The organism is Gorillibacterium timonense (genome assembly GCF_001457415.1).
In the GTDB taxonomy this organism is placed as follows: Bacteria; Bacillota; Bacilli; order Paenibacillales; family NBRC-103111; genus Gorillibacterium; species Gorillibacterium timonense.
This window is the reverse complement of sequence record NZ_LN881720.1, coordinates 76295-88929: the sequence shown is the minus strand read 5'-3', so window position 1 is coordinate 88929 and position 12635 is coordinate 76295. Positions and strand designations below refer to the sequence as shown.

14 protein-coding genes are annotated in these 12635 nt (G+C 57.5%); all 14 read right to left on the bottom strand.

Annotated features, from left to right (window positions below; all coding sequences use genetic code 11):
* Positions 1-63 precede the first annotated feature (63 nt).
* Positions 64-468, bottom strand: a complete 405-nt coding sequence (locus BN2684_RS00955; protein WP_058300311.1) for a F0F1 ATP synthase subunit epsilon — start codon at positions 466-468, stop codon at positions 64-66.
* A 167-nt stretch (positions 469-635) separates the two neighbouring features.
* Positions 636-2042 (bottom strand): F0F1 ATP synthase subunit beta, encoded by a 1407-nt coding sequence (atpD, locus tag BN2684_RS00950; protein ID WP_058300310.1) that lies wholly within the window; start codon positions 2040-2042, stop codon positions 636-638.
* A gap of 163 nt (positions 2043-2205) precedes the next feature.
* A complete protein-coding gene (atpG, locus tag BN2684_RS00945) occupies positions 2206-3066 on the bottom strand; it encodes an ATP synthase F1 subunit gamma (protein ID WP_058300309.1) in 861 nt (286 codons plus the stop codon).
* Between the two features lie 241 nt (positions 3067-3307).
* A complete protein-coding gene (gene atpA, locus BN2684_RS00940) occupies positions 3308-4822 on the bottom strand; it encodes a F0F1 ATP synthase subunit alpha (protein WP_058300308.1) in 1515 nt (504 codons plus the stop codon).
* Positions 4823-4839: 17 nt separating this feature from the next.
* Positions 4840-5391, bottom strand: coding sequence for a F0F1 ATP synthase subunit delta (locus tag BN2684_RS00935; protein ID WP_058300307.1), 552 nt, complete (start codon positions 5389-5391; stop codon positions 4840-4842).
* The gene (gene atpF / locus BN2684_RS00930; RefSeq protein WP_058300522.1) at positions 5388-5876 is read right to left on the bottom strand and encodes a F0F1 ATP synthase subunit B; all 489 of its coding nucleotides are present in this window, start codon (positions 5874-5876) and stop codon (positions 5388-5390) included. The genes BN2684_RS00935 and atpF overlap by 4 nt, the downstream gene beginning before the upstream one ends.
* Positions 5877-6073: 197 nt before the next feature.
* Positions 6074-6298 (bottom strand): F0F1 ATP synthase subunit C, encoded by a 225-nt coding sequence (atpE, locus tag BN2684_RS00925; protein ID WP_187385734.1) that lies wholly within the window; start codon positions 6296-6298, stop codon positions 6074-6076.
* Between the two features lie 128 nt (positions 6299-6426).
* Entirely contained in the window at positions 6427-7212 is a 786-nt protein-coding gene (atpB, locus tag BN2684_RS00920; protein WP_058300306.1) for a F0F1 ATP synthase subunit A, read from the bottom strand.
* Positions 7213-7245: 33 nt separating this feature from the next.
* Entirely contained in the window at positions 7246-7623 is a 378-nt protein-coding gene (locus BN2684_RS00915) for an ATP synthase subunit I (protein ID WP_058300305.1), read from the bottom strand.
* On the bottom strand, positions 7616-7855 hold the full coding sequence (locus BN2684_RS00910) for an AtpZ/AtpI family protein (RefSeq protein WP_058300304.1): 240 nt from the start codon (positions 7853-7855) through the stop codon (positions 7616-7618). The genes BN2684_RS00915 and BN2684_RS00910 overlap by 8 nt, the downstream gene beginning before the upstream one ends.
* Before the next feature lie 402 nt (positions 7856-8257).
* Entirely contained in the window at positions 8258-9406 is a 1149-nt protein-coding gene (wecB, locus tag BN2684_RS00905; protein WP_058300303.1) for a non-hydrolyzing UDP-N-acetylglucosamine 2-epimerase, read from the bottom strand.
* 107 nt (positions 9407-9513) lie between these two features.
* Positions 9514-10143: a uracil phosphoribosyltransferase gene (gene upp, locus BN2684_RS00900; protein WP_058300302.1), complete on the bottom strand. Its 630-nt coding sequence runs from the start codon at positions 10141-10143 to the stop codon at positions 9514-9516.
* Positions 10144-10396: 253 nt separating this feature from the next.
* Positions 10397-11644 (bottom strand): serine hydroxymethyltransferase, encoded by a 1248-nt coding sequence (locus BN2684_RS00895; RefSeq protein ID WP_058300301.1) that lies wholly within the window; start codon positions 11642-11644, stop codon positions 10397-10399.
* Positions 11645-11921: 277 nt separating this feature from the next.
* Positions 11922-12632 carry a TIGR01440 family protein gene (locus BN2684_RS00890; protein WP_082651669.1) on the bottom strand — a complete coding sequence of 237 codons (711 nt, stop codon included), beginning with the start codon at positions 12630-12632 and terminating at the stop codon, positions 11922-11924.
* Positions 12633-12635 lie beyond the last annotated feature (3 nt).

The window sequence follows — 12635 nt, the reverse complement described above, 5'->3', positions numbered from 1 at the left end:
CTTCTCTGCTCGCGCCACCGCCCAGAAATAAAAAAAGCGAAGGATCAGCTCCTCCGCTTTTTGCTAGTGTCTATGGCTGGCAACGTTTATCCGGTTGACCGCACGCTTGAGAGCGAGCTCGGCCCGCACCGCATCGTACTCGTCCTGATGGAGCAAGCGGCTCTCGGCACGGCGCTTCGCTTCCTCAGCGCGGCTGAGGTCGATGTCGGTCGGAAGCTCCGCCGTCTCGGCGAGAATGACGACCTTGTCCTTGCGGACTTCCATGAAGCCTCCGCCAAGCGCTACGACTTCCTCTTCCCTTCCGTCGGTCTTGATGCGCACCGGCGAAATTTTGAGAGGCGTGAGCAGCGGAATGTGGTTCGGGAGAATCCCGAGCTGGCCTTCCACGCCCTCCACGACGATCATATTGACGTCATGGTCGAACACTTTGCGCTCCGGGGTCACGATTTCGAGTCTAAATGTGCTCATTACAGCACCCTCCTGACCGTACGGACAATTTCTGCCGCCGCAGAGACGGTGCAGGGACGGCTGAGTTCCCGCATGTCCCTCTTGCTCACTTGCCTATGGGAAGCAAGAAGGAAAAGGTGCGGAATACCCGTCCGCTCCTACGCCGCTTACGGCGGAGAAAGCTGCCCTTACAGAGTTTTCGCTTTCTCCACGGCGCCCTCGATGGAGCCGACGTTGATGAAGGCGAGCTCCGGCAAGTCGTCGTATTTGCCATCAAGCAGTTCCTTGAAGCTCCGTACGGTTTCCTTGACCGGAACATAGATGCCGGGGGTTCCCGTAAAGGGCTCGGCGACGTGAAGCGGCTGGGACAGGAAGTTCTGAACCCGCCGTGCCCGGTAAACCGTCACCTTGTCTTCGTCGCTCAGTTCATCCATCCCGAGGATGTTGATGATATCCTGGAGCTCTTTATAACGCTGCAAGAGGCGTTTGACCCCTTGGGCTACTTCGTAGTGTTCGTCTCCGACCACTTCCGGGGTCAGAATCCGCGAGCTGGATGCAAGCGGGTCGACGGCGGGGAAAATCCCGATGGCCGCGATGTTACGCTCCAGGTTCGTCGTGGCGTCCAAGTGGGCAAACGCCGTGGCAGGAGCCGGGTCGGTGTAGTCATCGGCAGGAACGTAGATCGCTTGAATCGACGTTACCGAGCCTTGCTTGGTCGTCGTAATCCGTTCCTGCAATTGGCCCATTTCCGTAGCGAGCGTCGGCTGGTAACCTACCGCAGACGGCATACGGCCGAGCAGAGCGGATACTTCGGAACCGGCTTGCGTAAACCGGAAGATGTTATCGATGAAGAGCAGCACGTCCCGGTTTTCTTCATCGCGGAAGTATTCCGCCATGGTCAGACCGGTCAGAGCTACGCGAAGACGGGCGCCGGGCGGTTCGTTCATTTGGCCGAACACCATCGCGGTCTTCTCAATAACGCCGGAGCCTTTCATTTCATGGTACAGGTCGTTCCCTTCACGGGTCCGTTCGCCTACGCCGGCAAAGACCGAGATCCCGCCGTGCTCTTGAGCGATGTTGTGAATGAGCTCCTGCATCGTAACCGTTTTACCGACGCCTGCGCCGCCGAACAAGCCGATTTTGCCGCCCTTCGGATACGGAGCGAGCAGGTCGATGACCTTGATACCCGTTTCCAGAATTTCCTGGGTCGGGGAGAGATCCTCAAAGCCAGGGGCCTGGCGGTGAATGGGGCTGTATTTTTTCGGGTTGACAGGCTCTCCCGGATCGATGCATTGGCCGATGACGTTGAACACGCGGCCGAGCGTTTCCGGTCCGATCGGAACCGAGATCGGTTTGCCGGTATCCACGGCTTCCATGCCGCGAACGAGACCGTCCGTGCTGGACATGGCGATGCAGCGAACCGCGTTGTCACCCAGGTGAAGCGCCGTTTCAACCGTCAGGCTGATGTCCGACTCTCCGGCGGCTTCCGCCTTTTTCTCAATCGTGATAGCGTTCAGAATATCAGGCAGCTGTCCACGTTCGAACTCGATGTCGACGACAGGACCCATGACCTGAAAAACGCGTCCTTTATTCATTTCAATTCCCTCCTAGTTTCAATCCCCACGCCCCCTGCGAGGCGCAACAGATCAGAGCCGAATTCCTGCTAGCACGCTGTCAACCTTAATCGTGTGGAGACGAAGCAGCGCCAATCGGTATGAGAAGTGGTGTGCCACCCTCGGCTTATGAGTTGACAGCGTGCTAGACCTGCGAGTTGGCGCCGGCGACGATTTCCGTAATCTCCTGGGTGATCGCGGCCTGCCGGGCTCGGTTATACGTAAGCGTAAGCGAATTGATCAAATTGGTTGCGTTCTTGGACGCGCTGCCCATGGCCGTCATCTTGGCGCCGAATTCGCTCGCTTTGCTCTCGAGAAGAGCGCTGTAGATGAGCGTCTCTGCATATTTCGGCAGAAGCACGCCAAGCACATCTTCCGCGGAAGGCTCATAATCGTAATCGTTCGAGCCGCGCTCGGCTTGAATATCCTCGAGTGGGAGCAGCTGCTTTAACGTCGGAACCTGTACGATCGCATTCACGAAACGGTTGTAGATGATATGGATCTCGTCGAACGATCCGTTAGCAAAATCATTTACGGCCGTGGAAGCCAGATCCTTGATGTCGCTGAACATCGGCGTGTCCGATAGGCCCGTAATTTCCTCCAGCACCGGGAAGTTGCGCCGGCGGAAGTAATCGCGGCCCTTGCGGCCGACCACGAGGAGCGTGTACTCGTCCTTCGACTTGTGGCGCTCTTCGATCACCTGCAGCGTCTTGCGGATTAGGTTAGCGTTGAAGCCGCCAGCAAGTCCGCGGTCGGAGGTGATGACGAGATACCCCGTCTTTTTCACAGGCCGTTTCTGAAGCATGGGGTGGCTCACATCGGATTGAACCGCTGCGATATGGGCGACCATCTCACGAATCTTCTCTTCGTACGGCCGCGCTGCCTCCGCCCTCTGCTGAGCTTTGCGCAGCTTGGCCGCCGCGACCATCTCCATCGCCTTCGTGATCTGCTTCATGTTCTGGACGCTTCGGATCTGGCGTTTGATTTCGCGCATTCCTTTTGCCATTTTCTCACCACCTAAAAACTTTCGATTAGTCGGGACTTGTTCCCGGCTTGAGAAAGTTCGCATCGTAAGCATCAACTAGCTTTCGGTATAGATGGGGGATTAATCCCCATCAGGAGAAAGCTCGCATCGTAAGCATCAACTAGCTTTCGAGATAGACGGGAAGTATCCCCATCAGGAGAAAGCTTGCATCGTAAGCCTTACCTATCAATCAGACAAGACGGGAGCATCTCCCGTCCGGTCTTTATTTCGAGGGAGCGAACCCCTTGCGGAATTGTTCGATGGCATCCTTGAGCGCCTTTTCGTTGTCCGCGGTCAGGTCCTTCGTATCGCGGATGGACGCGAGGATGGCCGACTGGTTGGCATCCATGTAAGCGAGGAATTCATGCTCGAACCGCTTGATGTCCTCCAGAGCCACTTCGTCCAGATACCCCTTGGTCGCCGTGTACAAGCTCGCAACCTGTTTTTCGACGCTGAGCGGCTGTTGGATGCCCTGTTTCAGCACTTCCATCAGGCGGGCGCCGCGGTTGAGGCGGGCTTTGGTGGAGCGGTCAAGGTCGGAGCCGAACTGGGCGAACGCCTGCAGCTCGCGGTATTGGGCCAGGTCCAGCTTCAGGGTACCGGCGACCTTCTTCATGGCCTTGATCTGCGCCGAGCTGCCGACCCGGGATACGGATACCCCGACGTTGATAGCGGGGCGCTGGCCCGAATAGAAGAGATCGGATTCCAGGAAGATCTGGCCGTCCGTGATCGAGATGACGTTCGTCGGAATGTAAGCGGAGATATCGCCTGCTTGCGTTTCGATAAACGGCAGCGCGGTGAGAGAGCCGCCCCCGAGTTCATCGCTCAGCTTGGCTGCGCGTTCCAGCAGACGGGAGTGAAGATAGAAAACGTCGCCCGGATAAGCTTCCCGGCCCGGAGGACGGCGGAGCAGAAGGGACAACTCGCGGTATGCAGCGGCTTGCTTGGACAAGTCGTCATAGATGATCAGGACGTGCTCGCCCTTGTACATGAAGTATTCGCCCATTGCGCAGCCGGCATAAGGAGCCAGGTACAGCAGCGGGGACGGCTCGGAAGCGCTGGCCGTTACGACGATGGTGTAGTCCATCGCTCCAGCGCGCTGCAGGGTGCCCACAACGTTCGCTACGGTGGATTGCTTTTGGCCGATGGCGACGTAGATGCACTTCACGCCATTGCCCTTTTGGTTGATGATCGTGTCGATGGCAATCGCGGTTTTCCCCGTTTGCCGGTCGCCGATGACGAGCTCGCGTTGGCCGCGGCCGATCGGGATCATCGAATCGATCGCTTTGATCCCCGTCTGCATCGGCTCAAAGACCGATTTGCGGTCCATGACACCGGGTGCAGCCGATTCAATGTTACGGAATTCCGTCGTCGCTACCGGTCCTTTGCCGTCAACCGGCTCTCCGAGCGCATTGACGACGCGGCCCAGCATGGCATCTCCGACCGGAACCTGCATGATGCGGCCGGTCCGCTTCACTTGGTCGCCTTCGCGGATATCCGTGTACGGACCGAGAATAACGATACCGACGTTGCTTTCTTCCAGGTTGAGCGCCATGCCCATGACGCCGTTCGAGAACTCGAGCAGCTCTCCGGCCATGCAGTTTTCGAGGCCGTGGGCGCGGGCGATTCCGTCCCCGATCGTAATGACCGTGCCGACCTCGTAGACCTGCATGTCTGCCTGGTAATTTTCAATCTGACTTTTAATCAGCGTGCTGATTTCTTCCGCTCTTATACTCAAAGGAACCTCACCCCTATCTACAATGCTTTGCTGCTAACCAAGGTTTTGCGCAGCCGGGACAGCTTGCCGGAGAGACTGCCGTCATACAGCATGTCGCCGATGCGGACCGTCAAGCCTCCGAGCAGATTCGTATCGATGACATTGACCACTTTGATCTTCTTGCCGGTCTTTTGGCCGAACTGCTTGGCGATCTCCACCGATTCCTCGTCCGTGAGGGGAAAAGGAGTCGTCACGACCGCTTCCGCCTGGCCGAGCGATTCCCCTGCGATCTTGCTGTAGTCGGCAGCCAGGGTGGAAAGCAGCGCTTCCCGGCGGCGGTCCACCAAGAGCTTTAGGAGATTCTCGACCTCTTCGGTGACTTTGCCTGCGAACAGGGTAGCGAGAACACTCTTCTTCACATCTGGCTGCAAGCTCGGATGTTCAAGGAGAGTCTGCAGCTCCCGACTCGACTCCAAAGCCGAGGCGATGAGCTTCAGGTCCTCTTCCGCCTGCACGGCGCGGCCCCGTTCATTAGCCAGTTCATAGAGCGCCTTTGCGTAGCGTTTGGATGCAGCCGTGTCCTTGCTCATGACTGCCCGTCCCCAATCTCTTTCAAGTAGTCGTCAACCAGCTTCTTTTGCGAACCTGGGTCGATTTCCTTCTCGATGATCTTCGTCGCGATGCGAACGGACATGTCGCTCACTTCGCTGCGCAAAGCGGTGATCGCCTTGTTCTTCTCGCTTTCGATCTGTTGAACGGCGTCTTCCTTCACGCGGTTCGCTTCGTTCCGGGCGGAGTGAATGATCTCCTCGGCCTGGCGGCTCGAAGCCTGACGAGCCTGCTCGACGATACCGAATGCTTCCTTACGCGCCGTATCAAGAGCCGCCTTCTGGTCCTCCAGATACTGAACGCTTTCGGCGCGGCTTGCTTCGGCCTTCTTAATTTCGCTTTGGACGTATTCGCGCCGTTTCTCCATCGTGGCAAACAGCGGCCCGAAGGCGTACTTGTTTAACAGCAAATAGAGTAAAACAAACGCGATGATCGTCACGGCAAAATTTATGATATTAAAACTCACGGTTAGTCCTCCCTTCGGCAACATGGCCGCAAGCGGCCAACAAAGATAAACGACTTTCAGCGTCTCTTGACGCCAAACGTTTACCGCTAGCAGCCGGAAATGCACAACCTGCTTGCGCGTCATCCTTTCCGGCGGAACAAGTAAAAGGAAGGCGCGGATGGCTTAGGCCTTCCCCGCCAAACCCGGACGATATGAACTTAAGCGCCAAAGTAGAACAGGAAAGCGAGGACGACACCCAGAATCGGCACAACTTCGACGATACCGACACCGATGAACATCGTGGTTTGCAGCGTGCCGCGGAGCTCAGGCTGACGGGAAATCCCTTCAACCGTCTTGCTGACGATCAAGGCGTTACCAATACCGGCGCCGATTGCGCCGAGACCTACTACGATTGCTGCTGCGAGATATGCCATTACTCCCATTGTAAAAATCCTCCCTAAACATGGTTTTGGATGGTTATAGTGATTCCCGTCCAGGTGATTGTGATCCACAGACAGGCTTGAAGCTTATGCTTGGATAGGCTTGGCTAATTGAAAACCGTTCTGTCAGGTTACGCATGCTCCTCCTCATGAACCGTCGCTTGCGCGATGTACACGAGCGTCAGGATCGTGAACAGGAAGGCTTGGATCGCCCCGACGAAAATACTGAAGCCCTGCCAAGCGAGCATGAGCGGGATCCCGAAGAAGCCGGCCATCGTGATGGTAGAGATCAGCACTTCCCCCGCGAAGATATTCGCGAAAAGCCGGAGAGCCAGCGTTAGCGGCTTAGCCAGCGTTTCGAGAAGATTGAGCGGGAAGAAGAAGAAGTACGGCTCGAAATAATGCTTGAGGTAATGCTTCGTATTCCGGGTAACCCCGTGAAGATGGATGATAACCGTCACGATGAGCGCAAGCCCAGCGGTGACGGACAGATCAGCCGTCGGGGATTTCCACCAGGAAACCTCGGCTCCCTCATGCCCTTTCTGAATCGCTTCGTCGATCACTTCCTGCGAGACCAGCGTGTGCCCGGCTACGACCAGCGGATGGTGATGCTCCGTCGTGATCAGGAGAGGCAGGCCCAGCAGGTTGCTCACAAAAATGAACATGATCAGCGTCATGGCCAGGGAGACGTATTTCTTGCCCGTCTTGAGATCCTGGGTGCTCGCGACCATGTCTCGTACGAACTCGACGACCCACTCCATAAAGTTTTGCATCTTGGAAGGATGGGTGACGGAGAGGTTCCTCACCGATAACCGGGCGAGCACGAACACGATGATGCAGGCTACCAGGATGGTCAGGACGCCGGCGATATCTACTTGGAGGCCGTGACCCAAATCCCATATCGGAAATTCATGCATGGATATTATTCACCCCTTTCCCCAACCTTGCCTTTAATGTTTTTTAAAAGCGGAGAGGATTCCGTAGACGATGATGCCGAGTTGAAACGAAACAAGGCCAATCACCATACCAACGAGATTCACCTGAGGAGATTTTAAGGCGAGGTAAGTGGCGGCGAGCACGATGGCAAGCCGCGTGACCAGCCCTAAGCCCCAAGCTTTTTTCTCCGACTTTTGAACAAGTTGTCGGGTGATGCGCTCGGTCCGATGACCGAGATTCCAAGTGATGGCCGTACTCGCGGCCGTGCCGAGTGCTAAGCCGAACCCCATCGCGCGAAAAGACGGAACGATCAGGGCCAGAATCAGGCAGACGGCAAAAAAGAGAAATGCAAAACGAAACAGCTTTCGAAGCAGGACAGCCAGGTCATCCATTCGTATCCTCCAAAAAGCGCTTGATGAGGAGAACCGCTCCGGCAAGTCCCAGCACGAGCCCGGCAAGCGTACCTGCGATCATCCAGGTTTTTCCGCCATTCGTCAGTCGGTCTATGTATCGGCCGGCAAAATGCCCTCCCAGAACAGCAAGCGCTACTTCCACACCGAGCGAGCCGACCAGTCCGGCGGCCTTCCACGCTTCATTCGGCCTATTCGATCCGGGTTCCGGCATTGCGGCACTCCCCCTTATGACCCCATTAAGCGGTTGCAGGCGAGAACTTTCACGGATGGAAAATAGCGCAAAGAATCCTCATTCATTGTAGCTAAGGCAAGAAGTAGTGTCAATTGTACCAAAAAATAAACTTCTGTGAACGGACGTCGAAAAAACCTTGATAAATCAAGACTTGTGTCGTTTTGTTCTTTTTGCTACCGTTTCCACTGTGACCAAATCTATTGACAAATTGATATATCTGTTATATGGAGCTTTATGCCTATCCTGGAAAAAACGTCGAAAACCCTTGATACGCCTAGGTTTTTCGATCTTGCCCCCGTCCAACATTCCTCTCAATACGAATGAAAGTCGGCCGGTCCGAGGCAATTGCCCCGCCGGCCGTATGGTCCTGCTATTTTCTTCTCATTCGCCCGTTCCAAACGGCTCCGGCCGTTTCGCGGCGATTCCGAAATGATGCTTGATCGCCTGCACAATTCGCTCCGAAGAGCGGCCATCCCCGTAAGGGTTGGCGGCCCGGCTCATCCGGCCGTACAGCTCGGAATCCGTTAGCAGCGCTTTGGCACGCGAATAGACATCCTCTTCCTTCGTTCCGACCAGCTCCAAGGTTCCCGCCTCGACGCCCTCGGGGCGCTCGGTGGTATCCCGCAGCACGAGCACGGGGATGCCGAAGGAAGGAGCTTCCTCCTGCAGACCTCCCGAATCGGTCAGGATCAGGTGGGTGTGCGGATAAAAGTTGTACATATCCTCGACATCCAGCGGATCGATCAGCTTGATGCGCGGATGGTCGCCGAGGATCTCATTCGCCGGCTCGCGCACGGCCGGGCTCAAATGCACCGGATAGACGATGGCGATGTCCTCAAACTCATCCGCGATGCGCTTGATCGCGCGGAAAATCTGCCGATGCGGCTCGCCCTGGGATTCGCGGCGGTGCGCCGTCATCAGGATCAGCCGCTTGCCCTTCGCCCAGTCCAGCATCGGATGCGTGTACCCCTCGCGAACCATGTAGCGGGGAACATCCGTGATCGTGTTGCCGGTGATATAGACGCGATCCTTCGGCTTGTTCTCTTTGAGCAGATTGCCCGCCGACCAAGCCGTCGGAGCAAAATGCAGATCCGCCAGCACGCCGGTCAGCTGCCGATTCATCTCCTCGGGATAGGGCGACAGCTTGTTCCAGGTGCGCAGGCCCGCTTCGACATGGCCCACTTGAATCTGCTGGAGAAAAGCGGCGTAGCTCGCGAGGAAGGTCGTCAGCGTATCTCCGTGAACGAGCACGATATCGGGCTTCGCTTCCGCAAAAACCGGTTGAAGGCCCTGAATCACCCGAACCGTGATTTCCTCCAGGGACTGCCGGTCCTTCATGACGTTCAAGTCGTAATCCGCCTTGATCGCGAAGGTTTCCATCACCTGATCGAGCATTTGCCGATGCTGGGCGGTCAGGCAGACCACAGACTCAATCTCTTCCGGATGACGCTCAAGCTCCAGCACAAGCGGAGCCATCTTGATGGCCTCCGGCCTTGTCCCGAAGACGGTCATCACTTTCAGACGCTTCATAAACTCACCTTACCTTATCCATGGAAGTTGGCGCGGAATGCGGCTTCCGTCTTAAGACTCTCTATCGTACGATTCACCAGAGCGAAGGTTTCACAATAAAACGGCAATTATTTTGTCCCGAACAGACGGTCTCCTGCATCACCAAGTCCCGGAACGATGTAACCGTGGTCATTCAGATGATCGTCAATGGCCGCTACATACAGATCCACATCCGGATGCGCGTCTTGGATGGCTTTAACGCCTTCGGGCGCGGCGATCAGGCACATCAGCTTGATTTGGGTGCAGTTCAGCTTCTTCAATACGTCGATCGCAGCGATGGCGGAGCCGCCCGTCGCCAGCATCGGATCGATGACAATCAGCTCGCGCTCGGTAACGTCGGTCGGCAGCTTGGTGTAGTATTCAACCGGCTGCAGCGTCTCGGGGTCGCGGTACAAGCCGATATGGCCCACCTTGGCGGCAGGAATCAGCTTCAGAACGCCGTCCACCATGCCCAGACCCGCGCGCAGAATCGGAATCAGGCCCAGCATCCGTCCCGAGATGATCTTCGATTCGGTGCGAGCCACCGGGGTTTGCACCGTAACCGTTTCCAGCGGGATGCTGCGGGTGATCTCATAGGCCATAAGGGTCGCCACTTCGTCTACCAGCTCGCGGAAATCCTTGGTCGTTGTGTTTTCATCCCGGATGTACGTCAACTTGTGTTGAATCAGCGGATGATCGCATACAAATACTTGTCCCATCAGTAATCCTCCCGAACGGCTATTCACCGTTTTTTCCTAAAACTTTGTCCATTATAGCACAACCGATTCATTTAATCTTTTCCAAAACCATGAACAGGATATTCTTGGGTGAGCACCCGAGTATGCTTTATTTGCCCCTCTCCATCCCATTGACGCCTCTTCGGATCCATGGAGTTTACCCGCACAAAAAGAGAGCTTTCTCCACCTGTTCGGGGAAAGCTCTCTTCCTCGTGCCACTGGGCACGGTGATGGATTAATAAGCCAGGTCCTTGTAGAGCGGGAATTGCTCGGTCAGCTCACGAACCATGCCGCGGGCCTTGTTCAAGGCCGCTTCGTCCGTCGCATTTTTGAGGGTCAGGGCGATGATTTGGCCGATCTTCTTCATCGCGCCCTCGTCCATGCCCCGGCTCGTGACGGCCGGCGTGCCGATGCGGATGCCGCTCGTCACGTTCGGGCTCGTCGGATCGAAGGGGATGGCGTTCTTGTTGACGGTAACGCCGACTTCATCGAGCAGATGCTCCGCTGCCTTGCCAGTAATGTTGATGTTCCGCAGGTCGACGAGCATCAGGTGGTTGTCCGTTCCGCCCGACACGATGGTCAGCCCCTCGGCCATCAGCTCATCCGCCAGCACCTTGGCGTTCTTGACGATCTGTTCGGCGTACGTCTTGAATTCCGGCTTCAGCACCTCTCCGAAGGAGGCCGCCTTGGCGGCGATGATATGCTCAAGCGGACCGCCCTGCGTACCCGGGAACACGGCCTTGTCGATCTGCTGCGCCCACGCTTTGCGGGTAAGGATCATGCCGCCGCGCGGACCGCGCAGGGTTTTGTGGGTCGTCGTGGTCACGAACTGGGCGTAAGGGACCGGGCTCGGATGAACGCCAGCGGCGACGAGACCGGCGATGTGGGCCATGTCGACCATGAAGAGAGCGCCCACGTCCTGAGCGATGGAAGCGAAGGCTTCGAAATCAATCGTGCGCGGATAAGCGCTGGCGCCGGCTACGATCAAACGCGGGCGATGCTTGAAGGCCGCCTTGCGGACTTCGTCGTAGTCGATGCGGAAGTTGTCCTCGCGCACGCCGTAAGCGGCAAAGTTATACAGCAGGCCGGATGCGTTGACCGGGCTGCCGTGCGTCAGATGCCCGCCATGGGCGAGGTTCATCCCGAGCACCGTCTCGCCTGGCTTCAAGGCGGCGAGGTAGACAGCAAGGTTCGCCTGAGCTCCGGAGTGAGGCTGCACGTTGGCATGCTCCGCGCCGAAGATCTCCTTCGCCCGGTCGCGGGCGATGTCTTCGACCACGTCGACGAATTCGCAGCCGCCGTAGTACCGTTTGCCCGGATAGCCTTCCGCATACTTATTGGTCAGAACGGAGCCCATCGCTTCAAGTACAGCCGGGCTGACGAAGTTTTCCGAGGCGATCAATTCGATATTATTCTTCTGGCGATTCAGTTCCTTCCCCATCGCTGCGAGAAGCTCCGGGTCCTGCTTGCGCAAATGTTCCATGTCCATCCTCCCAAGATTATCGAATATACGTGACGCAGGCGGGTAGCCTGCGTGTTCGTCGTTTACGCCGATAGCCAAAGCCAATGTCTCATACTCATATGCCCATGCTCCATGAAAACCGGCAGCTGCCGGCATCATTCTTATACCGTATAGCGTTTCAATCAATGCATGACGCCGAGAAGCCCCTTACCGCCGGGCATTCGCGAATTTCAGGCTGCGTCGCCGCATCCTGCCGCAGGGCCTGCCACCCGTCTCGCACCAATCTTCTATCGGTGATCTATTGACACGTCCCGAGCTCGCGGGCCGCCGCTGGATCATAGACGGCTCGCGGCCCACCGATCAGCTTCGGCCGGCTGTAAGCCATCGTGACCGTGGCTTCACCGATCCACTTCGCCGTCGGCCGAACAGGGACGGCGACCGGCTTCAGATGCATGCCGATGAGCGTCGAGCCGATGTCGATGGCGGCATCCGCCCGCACCGCTTCCACGACGACCGGTGCCACCGCTTGCCCGTAGGCATATGCGGCGAGCGAGCCGCCTGCGTGCGGAACCGGGATGACCGACACCGGCTCCCAGGCCGGGAAGCGGCCGAGCCACTCCCGCTCCGCAACGAGCGTGCGGTTCAGGTGCTCGCAGCATTGGAACACCGGGCAGATGCCGCTCGTCTGACGGACGCGGCGAACGCCCTCCCAGATGCCGCGGGCGATCTCCAGGCTCCCGGAGGAGCCGATCCGCTTCCCGGCCACCTCACTCGTGCTGGCGCCGATGACGACGAGGCTTCCCGCGACAAGCCCGCCTGCGGCGATCAGCTCCCCGAGAGCCTGCTCCACAAGGGACGCAATCTCCTCGGGCGCAACCGCGCTTGCGGCGGAGAGCTCTTCTCCGGCCGTCCCCGCAAGGGCGACCGGACCTTCCGCGCACCCATTCGAACGGTGCTGCTGTTCTTCCGCTTCGCGGCCGGCTTTGGCCGTCCCTATAGCTTCGCTCATCGC